This window comes from Novosphingobium sp. 63-713, assembly GCF_001898925.1.
Classification (GTDB): domain Bacteria; phylum Pseudomonadota; class Alphaproteobacteria; order Sphingomonadales; family Sphingomonadaceae; genus Novosphingobium.
Map to the genome: position 1 here is coordinate 101,855 of NZ_MKVS01000048.1, position 15,501 is coordinate 117,355.

Genomic DNA, 15,501 nt, shown 5'->3' on the forward strand with positions numbered 1-15,501 from the left:
CCCGCATCCACCATTTGCGCGCCTTGCGTTGGTTACTGTTTGGTAAGTCATCACCACTAAAGCGGAACCCTGATCCAGCCAGAGGTCCGCATGCTTGGTTCTTCCTTTTCCTACGGTTTGCTGATCGCCTTGGCAATCGCGCTGCTGGTGGCGGCCTATACCGACATCCGCCGCCGCCAGATCGACAACTGGCTCAATGCCGGGATCGCCCTGGCCGCCCCGCTGTTCTGGTGGGCCAGCCATATGGGGCTGGCCGAGATCGGCTGGCAACTGGCGCTGGCGGCGGGGGCCTTTGTGGTGCTGGCCGGATTGTTTGCGATCGGCGCGATGGGCGGGGGCGATGTCAAGCTGCTGGTGGCGCTGGCGCTGTGGATCAAGCCTGTGGGGTTTGCCCAGTTGCTAATGGTGATGGCGGTGTCGGGGGGCGTGCTCACGGTGGCGCTGGCCGCGTGGCATGTGGCGCGGCGGCATCCGCGCAAACCATCCATCCCCTATGGCATCGCGATAGCCCTTGGCGGGCTGTGGGTGATTGCTTCGGGCTATTTATTTCCGGCCGCCGGAACCGTTCTGGCGGGGTGATCGAATGTTAACCAATCTATCGGATATTTCCGGTCGTATTGCGGTTAGGGCGTAAGGGGCTTGTTCAGCGATGGATAGACGAAGGCTGATGCTGTTGATTGGCGCGATGGTCATCGCGATCGGCACAGCGCTCGCTGCCCGCAGCATGTTGTCGGGCGGCAATGTTGCCCCTGTCGTTCAGGCGGCCCTGCCCGTGGCGCCCACCGGCCCCAAGGTGCTGGTGGCCCAGCGCGCGCTGCCCCCTGGCACGATCATCACGGCCGACGCGGTCAATTTTCAGGATTGGCCCGGCAATCTGATGAAGGAAGCCTATTTCGTCGACGGCAAGATCGACATGAACAAGCTGATCGGCACCGTCGTGCGCTATCCGATCACCGCGGGCCAGCCGCTGACGCAGGGCGCGCTGGTGGCGCCGGGCGACCGGGGCTTCCTGGCCGCCGCGCTGGGCGCGGGGATGCGCGCGATCACCATCACCGTCTCGGAAAAGTCGGGCGTGGCGGGCTTCATCTTTCCGGGCGACCGGGTGGATGTCATGCTCACCCAGACAATTCGCGGCAATGGCGGCGACGCGCAATCGCTTAACGTGACGGAAACCGTCCTGCGCAATCTGCGCGTGCTGGCCACCGACCAGTCGACCGAAAACCAGACCAACGAGGGCAAGACCGTGGTGCGCACGTTCCACACGGTCACGCTGGAGGTCACGCCCAAGATCGCCGAAAAGATCGAGGTGGCCCAGGCCGTGGGCGCGCTCAGCCTGACGCTGCGCAGCCTGGCCGACAATCAGGGCGATCTGGACCGCGCGATCGCCAATGGCGCGGTGAAACTGCCCGAGGGCGCCGGCAAGGCCGATGAAAGCCGCCTGCTGGCCAGCGCCTCGCGCTCCTCGGCCTTTGGCGGCGGATCGGGCGGCGAATCGATGACCACGGGCGCCGAAGTTTCGCGCTTTCAAAAGCGCACCCTGCCCCCCAGCGGCCCGGTGATGGCGGCGGCGGGCGCCCCCTCGATGGGCGCGCCGATGATGACGCGCGCCAGCAGCAACGGCGTGCGCGTGATCCGCGGGCGCGACACTCAGAACGTTTCCATGGGCGCCAATGGCCAGCCGGTTCAGGCGATTGCCAATGGCATGGGCGCGGCGGGCAATGCCTTTGGCGGCGGCGCAGCCGGCCCTCTGGCCCAACCTTGAGATGAGAGGCCATACAATGCAACACCGCCTCACCCTTCCACTGTCCGGCCCTCTGGCCGCTCTGGCGCTGGCCTCGGCCTGTCTGACCGGCCTTGCGCCCGCCGCGCTCAGCGCTGGTCCGGCCCATGTCGCCAAAAAACCCGGAGCCAAGACAGCGACAAAGGCCAAAACCGCCGCCAAGCCGGTGATGGCCCCCGCCAACGGCCCCAGCCGGGAAACCATGCGCGCCTATGCGCCCGTGGCGATCAGCGGTCCTTCGGCGGCGATGGCGGTGGCGCTTGGGCGCGGGCAACTGGTCAATCTGCCCTCTGCGATGAAGGATGTCTTTGTCGCCGATGACAAGATCGCCGACGTTCAGGTCAAATCGAACAACCAGCTCTATGTCTATGGCCGGGGCGCGGGTGAAACCACGATCTATGCCAGCAATGCGGCGGGTCAGGTGATCTGGTCCACCAATGTGCGCGTGGCCAGCAACATCGACAGCGTCGACCAGATGCTCAGGGTCGCCATGCCCGAATCGCATATCAATGTGGCGACGCTGAGCGCGGGCACCTATCTGCTGACCGGCACCGTGGGCGCGCCCGAGGATGCCGCCGAGGCGCAGCGCCTTGTCACCGCTTTTCTGGGCAAGGAAGCCAATGTCATCACCCGCCTGAAGACGGCCACCCCGCTTCAGGTCAACCTTCAGGTCCGCATCGCCGAAGTCTCGCGCTCGCTGGCCAAGCAGTTGGGCGTCAACCTGACCAGCATCGCCAATGCGAGCAACGGGTTCCAGTTCGGCGTTTCGCAGGGCCGGGCGGCGGCCTCGACCTATGTTCCGGGTGCGCCGATGGGCGTGGGGGGCAAGACCACCTATACCGATTCGACCGGCGCCACCAAGGATGGCACCTCGATTGCCGCGCTGTCCACCGCCACCACTCTGGCCGGGGCGGGCACCTTGTTCGGCCTGAACATTCTGGGCACGCTGGATGCGGGCGAACAGATCGGTCTGGTCACCACGCTGGCCCAGCCCAACATGACCGCCCTGTCGGGCGAAACGGGCGAGTTTCTGGCGGGCGGCGAATTTCCGATTCCCATCTCCTCGGGCCTTGGCACCGTCTCGATCGAATACAAGAAATATGGTGTCAGCCTGAGCTTTACCCCCACCGTCCTGTCCGACGGCCGGATCAGCATGCGCGTGCGCCCCGAGGTTTCCGAACTGTCGAGCCAGGGCGCGGTCACGCTCAACGGCTATTCGATCCCCGCGCTTTCCACCCGCCGCACCGAAACCTCGGTCGAGCTGGGTTCGGGTCAGAGCATGATGATCGGCGGCCTGCTGCAGAACAAGGCCAGCAACACGATCCAGAAGATGCCGGGCGCGGGCGATCTGCCGATCCTGGGCGCGCTGTTCAAATCCACCAGCTTTATCAAGGGCGAGACCGAACTGGTGATCGTGATCACCCCCTATCTGGTCAAACCGGTCAATGACGGCGACATCAAGCTGCCCACCGACGGCATGCAGACCGCCAATGACATTCAGCAGGTGGCCGCCAACATGCTGAGCGACGGCAGGAGCGGCGTGGACCGCCCCAAGCCGAGCCTCAAGCCCGCCGAAACCGACGGCACCCCGCCCAAAAAGGTGGGCGCCGCCGAGGAACGCAGGAGCGAGGAACCCAAGGCCGGAAAGCGCGCCATGGCCGGTGAAGCAACCCAACCCGGCTTCAGCCTGAATTGAGAGGAGAAGCAGCGATGAACAGGATGACTTCTCCACTTTCCGGGCGTTTCATGGCCGGGGCCGCACTGGGCCTCTCGCTGCTGCTTTCGGCATGCGGCGGCGTGGCGGAAAACCGGATGCTCTCCAGCGTCAACCAGCCCGTGGTCAGCCACAACAGTTTTGCCCTTGATGTCATCACCGGGCCGGGCGGCCTCTCGCGCGCCGAGGCGCAGCGGGTGTCGGGCTGGTTCGATGCGCTCGGCCTGCGCTATGGCGACCGGGTGGCGATCGACGACCCGCTCAAGAGCGAGGCGACGCTGGCCGCGCTTTCCGATCTTGCGGCCCGGCGCGGGCTTCAGATCAGCCGCGAGGTGCCCGTGGGCGAAGGCAGCGTGAATGCGGGCATGGCGCGCATCGTGGTGACGCGCGCGGTGGCAAGCGTGCCCAATTGCCCCAACTGGGCCGACAACAGCGAGAGCAATTTCAACAATGGCACCAGCCACAATTTCGGCTGCGCGGTGAACGGCAATCTGGCCGCGATGGTGGCCGATCCCGATCACCTGCTGGCGGGCGCGCGGGGCAAGGGCCAGACCGTGGTCATGACCAGCAACAAGGCCATCGACGCCTATCGCGCGGCCAAGCCTTCGGGCGATGGCGGCACCACGGTCAAGAAAGTCGGCACCGGGGGGAGCAATTAAGCCATGAACGCACCATGGAAACCCGGAGCGGCGCAAAACCGCGACAGTTTCGCCGCCTATGTCTGCGACGAGGCAACGCTGGATGTGATGCGCCCCTTGGCCGCCGATTTCGGCTGGGCGCCGGAAAAATGCACGCGCGGCGGCCTGCGCAGCGCGGTTCAGGCGCTTTCGGTCTCCTCCTCGCCCGCCATTCTGGTGGTCGATCTGTCGGAAAGCGGCGACCCGCTGGGCGATATCAACGCGCTGGCCGAAGTGTGCGAACCCGGCACAGTGGTGATCGCCATCGGCCAGGTCAATGACGTACGCCTCTACCGCGACCTGCTGGGCAGCGGCATCCACGATTACCTGCTCAAGCCCCTCTCCTCGGGTCTGATGCGCGACGCGCTGGTGCAGGCGCAGAACATGCTCAACGCCCCGCGCGCCAGCGAGGCCGGTTCGGACACGCCGCATCTGAGCACCGCCGTCATCGGCACGCGCGGCGGCGTCGGCGCCTCGACCGTGGCCAGTTCGATCGCATGGCTGTTTTCCACCGACCACAAGCAGCCCACCGCCCTGCTCGATCTGGACATCCATTTCGGCACCGGCGCGCTCAGCCTCGATCTGGAGCCGGGCCGCGGATTGACCGACGCCATCGAAAACCCCAGCCGCATCGACGGATTGTTCATCGAACGCGCGATGATCCGGGCGGGCGAACATCTCTCGCTGCTTTCGGCCGAGGCGCCGATCAACCATCCGCTGCTGACCGACGGTTCGGCCTTCGTCCGGCTGGAGGAGGAATTCCGCCACGCCTTTGAACACACGGTCATCGACCTGCCGCGCAACATGCTGATCAATTTCCCGCATCTGCTGGCCGACGTGAACGTCGTGCTGCTGGTGACGGAACTGACGCTGGCGGGCGCGCGCGATGCGATCCGCATTCTTTCGTGGCTGCGCGCCAATGCCTCGCACGCGCAGGTGATGGTGGTGGCCAACCGCGTTCAGGCGGGCATCGCCGAAATCAGCCGCGCCGATTTCGAAGCCTCGATCGAACGCAAGATCAACGTGACCATCCCCTTTGACGTCAAGGCCGCCGTGCATTGCGCCAAGCTGGGCCAGACCTTTGCCGAGGCCAACCGCGCCACCAAGGCGGGCGCGGCGCTGCGCGATCTGGCGCTCTCGGTCAAATCGCTGGTTGCGACCGAGGCCAAGGAAGGCGCGGCCCAGCCGGAACGCAAATCGCTGCTGGGCAAGATCGATCTGATGGCCCTGCTGGGCGGCAAGAAGGACGGGGCGAAAGAAAAGGCGCGCTGATATGGACACGGTCCAGATCCTGCTGATCACTTTTGGCGCAGGCGGCTTGCTGATGCTGCTGGCGCTGGCCTTTGGCGGGCCTTCGCCGGCCAAGGAGGGCGCGCGCCGGCTGCAATCGGTGCGTTTCCGCCATTCCGAAAGCGCGACCGACAAGGTCGAGGCGCAGATGCGCCGCGCGCTGGCCCAGCGCCGCCCGATGATCAGCAATGATGGCAGCCCGCGTTCCCAGCTTGAAATGCTGGCGCTGCGCCTGCACCGCGCGGGCAAGACCTGGACCGTCCAGCAATATCTTCAGGCCTCGGGCGGGCTGATGGCGGTGGTATCGCTGCTCCTCTGGCTCAAGACCGGCTCGCTGATGCTCGCGCTGATGGTGGGGCTGCTGGTGGGGGCGGGCGTGCCGCATATGGTGGTGGGCTATCTGATCCGTAAGCGTTACGATGATTTCACCGCCAAGTTTCCCGATGCCATCGAATTGCTGGTGCGCGGCCTGCGCTCGGGGCTTCCGGTGACCGAAACGCTGGGCATTGTCTCGGCCGAAGTGCCCGGCCCCGTGGGTCAGGAATTCAAGCTGGTGACCGAACGCATCAAGATCGGGCGCGGCATGGACGAGGCGCTGCAGGACACCGCCGACCGGCTCAACATGGCCGAATTCAACTTCTTTTGCATCACCATCGCCATCCAGCGCGAAACGGGCGGCAATCTGGCCGAAACGCTGGGCAATCTGGCCGATGTCCTGCGCAAGCGCGCCCAGATGAAGCTGAAGATCCGCGCGATGAGTTCGGAATCGAAGGCCTCGGCCTATATCGTCGGCTCGCTGCCTTTCATGGTGTTTCTGATGATCAATTGGGTCAATCCGCAATATCTGGCCGGGTTTTTCTCCGATGATCGCCTGATCATCACCGGGCTTGGCGGGCTGACGTGGATGGCCATCGGCGTGTTCATCATGGCCAAAATGGTCAGCTTCGAGATCTGAGGGGGCCAAGCGATGGACCAGACAGCCGCAACCCACCCCCATATTCTGGGCTTCGATGTGTTTTTCGTCGGCACGCTGCTGGCGGGTGTGGCCGCGATCATGGTGATGGTGGCGATCTATGCCGCGCTGACCGTGCGCGATCCGATGCAGAAGCGGGTGAAGGCGCTCAACGAAAGGCGCGAACAGCTCAAGGCGGGCATCGTTGCCCATACGCCCAAAAAACGCGCCAATATCGTGCGCCGTTCCGACACGACCGACGCCATCCGCTCGATCCTCGACAAGCTCAAAGTGCTGCAGGACAGCCAGTTGGCCGATGCCCAGCAAAAGCTGGCGCAGGCGGGCATCCGCAACAAGGAATGGGCCGTCGCGATCATTTTTGGCCGTATGGTGGCGCCGATCATTCTGGGCGGTCTGGCGGCGATCATGATCTATTGGGTCAATTATTTCCCGCAATGGACCGATTTCAAGAAATTCATGGGCTTTGCCGCCGCTGTCGTGGGCGGCTACAAAGGCCCCGACATCTATGTCCAGAACCTGATCACCAAGCGCACCGCCGCGATCCGCAAGGGCCTGCCCGACGCGCTCGATCTGCTGGTGATCTGCGCCGAGGCGGGCCTGACGGTGGACGCGGCCTTTTCGCGCGTGGCCAAGGAATTGGGCCGCGCCTATCCCGAACTGGGCGATGAATTCGCGCTGACCGCCATCGAGCTGTCCTTCCTGTCCGAACGGCGCCAAGCCTTTGAAAACCTTGCCTATCGCGTGGCGCTCGATTCGGTGCGCGGGGTAGTGACGACGATGATCCAGACCGAGCGCTACGGCACCCCGCTGGCCTCGGCGCTGCGCGTGCTGTCCGCCGAATTCCGCAACGAACGCATGATGCGCGCCGAGGAAAAGGCCGCCCGTCTGCCCGCGATCATGACCGTGCCGCTGATCCTGTTCATTCTGCCGGTGCTGTTCATCGTCATCCTTGGCCCGGCGGCCTGTTCGATTGCCGACGCCTTCAGCAGCGGCCCGGCGGCGACCAAGAAATAAGCCCGCGAACAAAAACTCTGTCCTACAGAAAACCATTCCGGTTATAAGCCGCCACCATCCCGCGCCGTGATCCGCATCGGGGGCCGTCGACAGCCCCCCATCCGGCCCCGGAGCGGGAGGACCGGCAGGCGTTGCGGGGCAAAGGCGGCGGCATCTCAGCCGCGCACACCCCACCGCCAAAAAGCCAGCGGGATCAAAAGGATGGACGGAAGCCTGCGAGCCCGGCCGCCATCCACCCGGCTGATGAGGGCCGAGCAGGGACACCGGCGTTTGCCCTGCCCTTCGCCACAGCGCCAAAGCGCCGCCCTTGCGAACCAAGGCGGCCCGCATGTCTGCCGGTCCACGGCCTCTTATCCGCATTGGCCTGCGGAGGGGCGATTATGCCTACCTCAGAGCTCCCGATGCGATTCGAGGTATTTTTCCGGAATGCGCAGGATCTCGGCGGCAATCTGCGTCTCGCGCAGGAAGAGCCACAATCCCCACATCAGCAGCGCCACCGAGATCAGAAAGCCTCCCGCCGCCACGCGCTCGAGCGGCACCGACACCATTTCCTCCAGAAATAGGATCGCCACCGTCAGCCCGATGCACAGGCCCGACATCACCAGCACGCGAATAGCTTTTGTGTTCAACTGGATACGCAAATCGACCTGACGCATTTCCAGCACGACAATGTCATGCGCCGCGCCGGTGGTTTCGCCATAGAGCTTTTGCAAAGCGCGCGCGCGGTCCACAATTCGGCCCAGCCGCGTGGACAGGATGTTCATGATATTGCCAATCGCCACCAGAACGAAAACCGGGGCAAGGGCAAGCTGGATAGTATGCGCGATCATGCGCCTGTTCATAATTCAAGCGCGGCCCAAACCCAAGAGGCCCCGATTCCGATTCACAGGAACCAGCTCTGTTTCCACCCAAAGACCGATTCGACCGGCCGCCCGGCCCCATCGCGCGCGGGATTGAAGCGGAACCGCTCCATCACCATCCGGCAGGTCAGGGCATCGGCGGCGGGGTCGCGGCTGGGCCGATGGATGCGGCAGGCGGCGGGGCGGCCATCGACGCCCACCGTGATCGCCACGATGACATAATCGCCGATCCGCGCCTCGCGCCCCTCGCGCGGATAATCGCGGGCGGTGATTGTGCCCGCGATCTTGACCGCCGGGCCGCCCCCGCCCTGCCCCGTGCCGCTGCCTCCCGCGCCGCCGCCATCGCCCGATCGGGCGGCGCCGGTGCCCGTCCCGCTGCTCGCGCCCGAGGATTGCGCCGTTCCGCTGCCCGCCACCGGGGGCGCCACGATCGGGCGCAGCGCCACGGCGGGTTTGGGCGCCGCCACAGGGCGCGGCACGGCCTTGTCGCCCGCGGCCCCCTTGGGCGCGGCGGGCGCGGCGGTCTGGGGTTTGAGCTCTGCCTGCGGTTCGGGCGGGGGCGGCGGCAGGGTGAAATCCACGCTTTCCATCGCGCCCACCGCGCCCTGACGCAGGCCATCGACCCCGCGCCCCAGCCCCAGCAAGGCCAGCAGCACCAGCCCCTGCACACCGCCCGCCAGCACGGCGGCGGCAAGGCGCGTTCGAGTGGAAGGCTTTTCCATCGCCCGTCTTTTAGCACCAACGCCCGGTCGGACACCAACGCAAAGGGGGCGGAAAGCCCAAGCCTTCCGCCCCCTTATCCGAAACCTGAAACAGGCTTACTTCTTCAGCGTGCCCAGATAGGCCACGATGTTGGCGCGTTCGGCCGCATCGGGGATCACCATCGCCATGCGGCTGCCGGGCACCAGCTTGGTGGGACCCGAAATCCACTGATCGATCAGCGCCGGGGTCCAGGTCTTGCCATAGGCCTTGAGCTGGGGCGAATACATTGCGAAATCGGTGGAACCGGCCTTGCGGCCAACCACGCCCAGCAGGTTGGGGGCCATGGTGCCCTTCTGGCCCGCGCCGATCACGTGGCACAGCTGGCACTTGGTCTTGAACGAGGCCGCGCCCTTGGCAGGATCACCGGCAGCAGCAGCAGGAGCGGCAAAGCCCAGAGCCATCGTGGCGGCAGCCACCAGCGCGGCAGCGGGGGTAAACAGTCGCGACATCGTCATTCATCCTCTTTTCAAGCGAAAGGCCCGGCCCGGCAATTCACGCAGAATCATCCCGACCGTCTTTTTCATCGGCGCTCATGCCCGCAAAGTGGCGGGGAAAGCAAGTGTTGAGAAAGGCCCGTCAGCGTTCATAATCAACGCAAACATCGGGCATTTTCTCTGGCCTTGCCGCCCCCTGCCCCACAATGCGCAGTTTTGCGCTGTAGCCTGCTTATCGGACAGAATGGCTGTCGGCGCGCTGAATAGGAATTACAGCCTCTCGATCTTCTGCGTGGCCTCATCAATGATGCGGGCCACTTCGAAAGGCAGATCCTCGCCCGCCCCTTCGCGGCCCAGCCGCTCCATCACGGCGGCGCGCAGATTGTGGACCGCGCGGCGCACCGGGGCGCCATCGGTCCGCTCGGCCTGCGCGGCCAGGGCTTTCAGCCGGGCAAAGAGCGCTTCGATCTGCTCGCCCTTGCCCTCGATCTCGGCGCGGCCAAGATCGCTGATGGCAAACAGGCGGCGCTTGCCCCCGGCAGTGTCCACCTCGACCACCAGTTCCATTTCGCTCAGCATCACCAGCAGCGGGTAAAGCACACCGGGGCTGGGCTGATAGGCGCCGCCCGATTGCTCGGCAAAGGCGCGGATGATCTGATACCCATGCTGGGGCGCATCGGCCAGCAGCGCGAGGACGAGCAGGCGCAATTCATCGCCGTCATACAGCTTGCCCCGGCGCCCGCCGAAACCGCGCCCGCCGCCAAAGCCGCCGCCGCCCCGGCCACCAAAGCCGCCGCCGCCGAAACCGCCTCCAAAACCACCGCGCCCGAACGGGCCGCCTTCAAAGCCGCCCTCAAAACCGGCGGCAAAGCGCCCGTGGTGGCCGTGATGATGGCCGTGATGGCCCAATCCGTGGTGGCCAAAGCCGTGGGCGCCCCTGCGCCCGTGTTTTCCGATGTTCGATCCGAACATGGCATACTCCTTCATATCGGTCATGAAGCTGAATGTAGGAGAATTTCAAAAACCTTCAAGATATATCTTCATAAAATTTCAGCGCGCCGATTGTCCCGGTCAATCCGCCACCCCTGTGGCCTGTCGGGATCATCGGAAACATGGGCGACATAGCCCGCCCCCGGCGCTTCCCAATCCGCCGCCGCCATTGCCGCCCCATCGCGCGCCAGCCAGCGCCCATCACGCGGAAATTGCGCGAAATCCCCCGCCCGCCGCCGGGCCGAAAGCGCCGCGACATAATCCTCCAGCGCCTTGTCCCGCGCCGACCAGTCGACCCAGCCGATCGCGCTGTCCTGACAATAGGCATTGTTGTTGCCCTGCTGGCTGCGGCCAAATTCATCGCCCGCGGTCAGCATGATCGTGCCGGTCGAGGCGAACAAAGTGCCCAGCAGCGCGCGCACATCCGCCCCGCGCCGCGCGATCACGTCAGGCGAATCGCTCCACCCTTCCACCCCGCAGTTCCAGCTATGATTCTCGCCATGACCATCGCGGTTGTCCTCGCCATTGGCGTAGTTGTGGCGATGCTGATAGGCGACCAGATCAGCCAGCGTGAACCCATCATGGGCGGCCAGGAAATTGACGCTGCGGCATTGCTGCTCGCCAAACACATCCGCGCTGCCCGCCATCCGCGTGGCCAGAGCGCCCAGCCCCCCCTCGCCCTTCCAGAACCGGCGCACATCATCGCGAAACGCATCGTTCCATTCCAGCCAGCCCGCCGGAAAGCGCCCCAACTGATAGCCGCCCGGCCCAATATCCCACGGCTCGGCAATCATCACCCGGTCGGCCAGCAGCGGATCAGCGGCGATCTCGGCAAAGATCGGCGCATCGACGTCAAACCCCGGCCCGCGCGCCAATACCGGCGCCAGATCGAAACGAAACCCATCCACCCCGCAGGTGGCCACAAAATGCCGCAGCGCCGCCAGCGTCAGTTCGCGCACCGGCGCATGGGCGAAATCCAGCGTATTGCCGCAGCCCGTATCGTTGATCAGCGCCCCATCGGCCGCATGGGCATAGGCCGCATTGTCCAGCCCGCGCAGCGACAGCACCCCGCCCAGCACATCGCTCTCACCCGTATGGTTGAACACCAGATCGAGGATTACCCCGATCCCTTCGGCCCGCAAAGCCGCGACCGTATCGCGCAATTCCGCCATCCCACCGGGGCACAGGCCGGGGTCCAGCGCCATCATCGCCACCGGATTATAGCCCCAGAAATTGCGCAGGCCCAGCGGCGGCAAATGGCGCTCGTCCAACCATGCCACAATCGGCATCAGTTCGACCGCGCCCACGCCCAGCTTTTTCAAATGCGCGATGATCGAAGGATGCGCCAGCGCCGCCACCGTCCCGCGCTGCGCCTCCGGCACATCGGGGTGCAGCAGGGTAAAGCCGCGCACATTGACCTCATAGATCAACCCGCCCGGCGCGAAACAGGGCGGCAGAGGCGCGACCGGCGGCATTGCGCCCGGCACAATCGCACGCGGCACGATGGCCGCCGTATCCGCGCCATAGACCGCCAGCATCGTGTCCTGAACAAAGCGGCGATCCAATTCCACCGCATAGGGATCGACCAGCAATTTGGCCGGATCGAACCAGCGCCCGTTCTGCGGATCCCACGCCCCAACGGCGCGATAGCCATAGCGCGCGCCTGCCCGGTCTCCCGGCAGGCTGACGCGCCAATTATCCCCTTCGCGCGCCATGGCAACGCGCACCTCGGCCTGCCCTTCAAACAGGCAGAGCCACACCGCATCGGCCAGCGGGGCGCGCACCGCAAAATGGGTCGCGCCCGCCTCTACCCACGCGCCGTAACGCGCCATCAGGTGATGACGCTGGGCTCGGTCCGCCCGGTGTGGCGCGCGATGCCCGCGATACCATCGGCCGCCGCGATCAGATCGGCCAGCTTGACCGGCGTCTCGCCCGCCAGATCGCCGCCCACCGGCTCATACCGCTCCAGATAGACGCGCAGGGTCGCCCCTTCGGTGCCCGTGCCCGACAGGCGGAAGACGATGCGGCTGCCGCCCACAAACAGGATGCGCACGCCCTGATTGGTGGACACCGAGCCATCGACCGGATCGGTATAGGCGAAATTGTCCGCCGTCTCGATGGTCAGCCCTTCGAAAACCTGCCCCGGCAAAGTGGCCAGCGCACCGTTCAATTCGCCCATCAAGGCATTGGCCGCCTCGGTCGGCAGGCCCTCATAATCGTGGCGGGCATAGTAATTGCGCCCGAACTTGGCCCAATGTTCCGCCGCGATCTGCGCCACCGGCTGTTTGCGCACGGCCAGAATGTTGAGCCAGAGCAGCACCGCCCAGAGCCCATCCTTTTCGCGCACATGGTCGCTGCCGGTCCCGGCGCTTTCCTCGCCGCAGATCGTCGCCATGCCCGCATCCAGCAGATTGCCGAAGAATTTCCACCCCGTGGGCGTTTCAAAGGCGGGAATGCCAAGGCTCTGCGCCACAAGGTCCGCCGCCGCGCTGGTCGGCATGGAGCGCGCAATGCCCTTGAGGCCCCCCGCATAGGCGGGCGCCAGGTGCGCATTGGCAGCCAGCATCGCCAGCGAATCCGAAGGCGTCACGAAAATCCCGCGCCCGACGATCAGGTTCCGATCGCCATCGCCATCCGACGCCGCGCCGAAATCGGGGGCATCGGGGCCAAACATCGTTTCAAACAATTCATGGGCATGGACCATATTGGGGTCCGGGTGATGCCCGCCAAAATCCTCCAGCGGCACGCCATTCTTCACCGTGCCGGGCGCAAAGCCGAGGCGCTTTTCCAGAATTTCATGCGCATAGGGGCCGGTGACGGCATGCATGGCATCAAAGCTCATCGTCAGCCCACCGGCGACAGCGGCCCGGATCGCTCCGAAATCGAACAGCTTTTCCATCAGCGCGGCATAGTCGGCCACGCTGTCGATCACCTCGACCGCCATGCCCGCCACATCGACCACGCCCAGCGTATCGAGATCAATGTCGGCCGTATCCACCGCGCGCCATTCGGTGATTTGCGTGGTGCGCTGATAGATCGCCTCGGTCACGCCCTCGGGCGCGGGGCCGCCATTGGCGATGTTATATTTGATCCCGAAATCCTCATCCGGGCCGCCCGGATTGTGGCTGGCCGACAGGACAAGGCCCCCGCTCGCGCCATATTGGCGGATCACGTTGGAGGCCGCAGGCGTCGAGAGAATGCCCCCCTGACCCACCAGCACGCGGCCATAGCCATTGGCGGCGGCCATGCGGATCGCCTGCTGGATCACGGTGCGGTTGTGATAGCGCCCGTCGCCGCCGATCACCAGCGTGGCCCCATCGCCCCGTTCGACCACGTCGAACACGCTCTGGATAAAGTTTTCCGCGTAATTGGGCTGGGCAAAGACCTTCACCTTCTTGCGCAGGCCCGAAGTGCCCGGCTTTTGCCCGGCAATCGGCTGGGTGGCCTGAGTGATGACCTGTGAGGTCAGGGTCGTTGCGGTCATGCTGGCGAATTCTCCAAAGCGATGGATCTGTATAAATGCGCATAGGCGGCGCCCGATTGACGCCAGGTAAAATCGGCGGACATTCCGGCTTTTTGCATCGCGCGCCACACATCCTGCTGGGAATAAAGCAGGATTGCACGACTGATTGCGCCCGAAAGCGAGGCATAGTCAACTGTTGCGAATTGCAAGCCCGTGGCCGCCTCGGCCTTGACCGCGGCCAGATTGGCATCGACCACCGTATCGGCCAGCCCCCCTGTGCGCGCCACCACCGGCACGCAGCCATAGGCCAGCCCGTACAATTGCGTCAGGCCGCAAGGCTCAAACCGGCTGGGCACGAGAATGGCATCGCCCCCCGCCTGCATCCGGTGCGAGAGCGCCTCGTCATAGCCGATGCGCAGGGCCACGCGCCCCGGATGGCGCGCGGCGGCGGCGGAAAGCTCGCCCACCAGCCCCGCATCGCCCGAGCCCAGCAGCGCCAGACGCCCGCCCAGCCCAACCAGATGATCGATGCACTGCGCCAGCACATCCATGCCCTTTTGCCACGTAAGACGGCTGACCACGATGAACAGCGGGCCGTCGTCGCGCTCAAGGCCAAATTCGGCCTCCAACGCGCGTTTGTTGGCCTGTCGTTTGGCAAGGCTTCGCACGGTAAACTGGCTCTTGATCGCCGCGTCGGTGGCCGGGTTCCATTCGGTCGGGTCGATGCCGTTGACAATGCCATGCACCTGTGCGCCCCGGCTGCGGATCAGCCCTTCCAACCCCATGCCGAAATGCGGCTCGCGGATTTCCAGCGCATAGGTGGGTGAAACGGTGGTGATCGCATGAGCCGCCTCCAGCCCGGCCTTCAACAGCCCCACGCCCCCGTGATATTCCACCCCGTTCATCGCCCATGCCTCGGCAGGCAGGCCGATCTCATGAAACAGCGCGGCGGGGAAATGGCCCTGAAACGCCATGTTGTGGATCGTCATCACGCTGGGAACGGAATGCCCGCCATAGGGCGCGAATTTGAGATAGGCGGGCGCCAGACCCGCCTGCCAATCGTGAGCATGGAGGAGGTCGAAGGTCATCCCCTCGACAATACCCCCCGCCACATCGGCCGCCGCCCGCGCAAAGACGGCAAAGCGAAGTCCATTGTCGGGCCAGTCCTGCCCCGCATCATTGCCATAAGGCCCGCCGGGGCGGTCAAACAGCGCCGGGCAATCGAGCACCAACAAGGGCGCGCCATCACCCGCACCATCCAGCGTTCCGGCCAGCAGCCGCGCGGGATGGCCAAAGATCGCCTCCCATTCGTGAAGGACCTTTGGCCCCGCCGCTTTTGCGCGCTTGGATTTGGGCGCCGGATATTGCGCCGCCAGCCGCGCCAGAACCCCCGGATAGCCCGGCAGCATCGTGGTCATCGCCACCCCATGCGGGGCGACCGCAGCGGGCAGCGCCCCCGCCACATCGGCCAGCCCGCCGGTCTTGATGAAAGGCACGGCCTCCGAGGCGAGGCTGAGGACGCGCAGGGTCATGTCTCCCAATCC

Annotated in this window: 14 protein-coding genes; 7 read left to right on the forward strand and 7 right to left on the reverse strand. The window is 65.3% G+C overall.

Annotated features, from left to right (window positions below; translation table 11 throughout):
- Window positions 1-90 precede the first annotated feature (90 nt).
- From BGP00_RS22870 to BGP00_RS22900, 7 genes are all read left to right on the forward strand, one after another.
- Window positions 91-579 carry a prepilin peptidase gene (locus BGP00_RS22870; protein ID WP_292691797.1) on the forward strand — a complete coding sequence of 163 codons (489 nt, stop codon included), beginning with the start codon at window positions 91-93 and terminating at the stop codon, window positions 577-579.
- 70 nt (window positions 580-649) lie between these two features.
- Window positions 650-1,762, forward strand: a complete 1,113-nt coding sequence (gene cpaB, locus BGP00_RS22875; protein ID WP_292691798.1) for a Flp pilus assembly protein CpaB — start codon at window positions 650-652, stop codon at window positions 1,760-1,762.
- Between the two features lie 16 nt (window positions 1,763-1,778).
- The gene (locus tag BGP00_RS22880) at window positions 1,779-3,476 is read left to right on the forward strand and encodes a type II and III secretion system protein family protein (RefSeq protein WP_292691799.1); all 1,698 of its coding nucleotides are present in this window, start codon (window positions 1,779-1,781) and stop codon (window positions 3,474-3,476) included.
- A 14-nt stretch (window positions 3,477-3,490) separates the two neighbouring features.
- Window positions 3,491-4,153: a CpaD family pilus assembly lipoprotein gene (locus tag BGP00_RS22885; protein ID WP_292691800.1), complete on the forward strand. Its 663-nt coding sequence runs from the start codon at window positions 3,491-3,493 to the stop codon at window positions 4,151-4,153.
- Between the two features lie 3 nt (window positions 4,154-4,156).
- Window positions 4,157-5,443, forward strand: a complete 1,287-nt coding sequence (locus BGP00_RS22890) for a pilus assembly protein CpaE (protein WP_292691801.1) — start codon at window positions 4,157-4,159, stop codon at window positions 5,441-5,443.
- A 1-nt stretch (window position 5,444) separates the two neighbouring features.
- Window positions 5,445-6,416 (forward strand): type II secretion system F family protein, encoded by a 972-nt coding sequence (locus BGP00_RS22895; protein ID WP_290006558.1) that lies wholly within the window; start codon window positions 5,445-5,447, stop codon window positions 6,414-6,416.
- 12 nt (window positions 6,417-6,428) lie between these two features.
- Window positions 6,429-7,448, forward strand: a complete 1,020-nt coding sequence (locus BGP00_RS22900; RefSeq protein WP_168602237.1) for a type II secretion system F family protein — start codon at window positions 6,429-6,431, stop codon at window positions 7,446-7,448.
- A 389-nt stretch (window positions 7,449-7,837) separates the two neighbouring features.
- On the opposite strand, the gene BGP00_RS22905 is transcribed toward BGP00_RS22900, so the two are convergent.
- The 7 genes from BGP00_RS22905 to glgA all read right to left on the reverse strand — a co-directional run bounded on the left by BGP00_RS22905 (window position 7,838) and on the right by glgA (window position 15,489).
- Entirely contained in the window at window positions 7,838-8,278 is a 441-nt protein-coding gene (locus tag BGP00_RS22905) for a DUF2721 domain-containing protein (RefSeq protein ID WP_168602236.1), read from the reverse strand.
- A 53-nt stretch (window positions 8,279-8,331) separates the two neighbouring features.
- Complete coding sequence (locus BGP00_RS22910) at window positions 8,332-9,030, reverse strand: TonB family protein (RefSeq protein ID WP_292691804.1); 699 nt, start codon at window positions 9,028-9,030, stop codon at window positions 8,332-8,334.
- A 96-nt stretch (window positions 9,031-9,126) separates the two neighbouring features.
- Window positions 9,127-9,519, reverse strand: a complete 393-nt coding sequence (locus tag BGP00_RS22915) for a c-type cytochrome (RefSeq protein ID WP_290006564.1) — start codon at window positions 9,517-9,519, stop codon at window positions 9,127-9,129.
- A gap of 255 nt (window positions 9,520-9,774) precedes the next feature.
- A complete protein-coding gene (locus BGP00_RS22920) occupies window positions 9,775-10,500 on the reverse strand; it encodes a helix-turn-helix transcriptional regulator (protein WP_292691806.1) in 726 nt (241 codons plus the stop codon).
- Between the two features lie 44 nt (window positions 10,501-10,544).
- A complete protein-coding gene (gene glgX, locus BGP00_RS22925) occupies window positions 10,545-12,326 on the reverse strand; it encodes a glycogen debranching protein GlgX (protein WP_292691807.1) in 1,782 nt (593 codons plus the stop codon).
- Complete coding sequence (locus tag BGP00_RS22930) at window positions 12,326-13,978, reverse strand: alpha-D-glucose phosphate-specific phosphoglucomutase (protein ID WP_292691808.1); 1,653 nt, start codon at window positions 13,976-13,978, stop codon at window positions 12,326-12,328. Before BGP00_RS22930 ends, glgX begins: the two co-directional genes overlap by 1 nt.
- A complete protein-coding gene (gene glgA / locus BGP00_RS22935; protein ID WP_292691811.1) occupies window positions 13,975-15,489 on the reverse strand; it encodes a glycogen synthase GlgA in 1,515 nt (504 codons plus the stop codon). The genes BGP00_RS22930 and glgA overlap by 4 nt, the downstream gene beginning before the upstream one ends.
- Window positions 15,490-15,501: the final 12 nt, after the last annotated feature.

Excerpts from the sequence above, each read along its gene's own strand:
- BGP00_RS22870 (WP_292691797.1), top strand. The coding sequence starts at position 91 with ATGCTTGGTTCTTCCTTTTCCTACGGTTTGCTGATCGCCTTGGCAATC.
- cpaB (WP_292691798.1), top strand. The coding sequence starts at position 650 with ATGGATAGACGAAGGCTGATGCTGTTGATTGGCGCGATGGTCATCGCG.
- BGP00_RS22880 (WP_292691799.1), top strand. The coding sequence starts at position 1,779 with ATGCAACACCGCCTCACCCTTCCACTGTCCGGCCCTCTGGCCGCTCTG.
- BGP00_RS22885 (WP_292691800.1), top strand. The coding sequence starts at position 3,491 with ATGAACAGGATGACTTCTCCACTTTCCGGGCGTTTCATGGCCGGGGCC.
- BGP00_RS22890 (WP_292691801.1), top strand. The coding sequence starts at position 4,157 with ATGAACGCACCATGGAAACCCGGAGCGGCGCAAAACCGCGACAGTTTC.
- BGP00_RS22895 (WP_290006558.1), top strand. The coding sequence starts at position 5,445 with ATGGACACGGTCCAGATCCTGCTGATCACTTTTGGCGCAGGCGGCTTG.
- BGP00_RS22900 (WP_168602237.1), top strand. The coding sequence starts at position 6,429 with ATGGACCAGACAGCCGCAACCCACCCCCATATTCTGGGCTTCGATGTG.
- BGP00_RS22905 (WP_168602236.1), bottom strand. The coding sequence starts at position 8,278 with ATGATCGCGCATACTATCCAGCTTGCCCTTGCCCCGGTTTTCGTTCTG.
- BGP00_RS22910 (WP_292691804.1), bottom strand. The coding sequence starts at position 9,030 with ATGGAAAAGCCTTCCACTCGAACGCGCCTTGCCGCCGCCGTGCTGGCG.
- BGP00_RS22915 (WP_290006564.1), bottom strand. The coding sequence starts at position 9,519 with ATGTCGCGACTGTTTACCCCCGCTGCCGCGCTGGTGGCTGCCGCCACG.
- BGP00_RS22920 (WP_292691806.1), bottom strand. The coding sequence starts at position 10,500 with ATGACCGATATGAAGGAGTATGCCATGTTCGGATCGAACATCGGAAAA.
- glgX (WP_292691807.1), bottom strand. The coding sequence starts at position 12,326 with ATGGCGCGTTACGGCGCGTGGGTAGAGGCGGGCGCGACCCATTTTGCG.
- BGP00_RS22930 (WP_292691808.1), bottom strand. The coding sequence starts at position 13,978 with ATGACCGCAACGACCCTGACCTCACAGGTCATCACTCAGGCCACCCAG.
- glgA (WP_292691811.1), bottom strand. The coding sequence starts at position 15,489 with ATGACCCTGCGCGTCCTCAGCCTCGCCTCGGAGGCCGTGCCTTTCATC.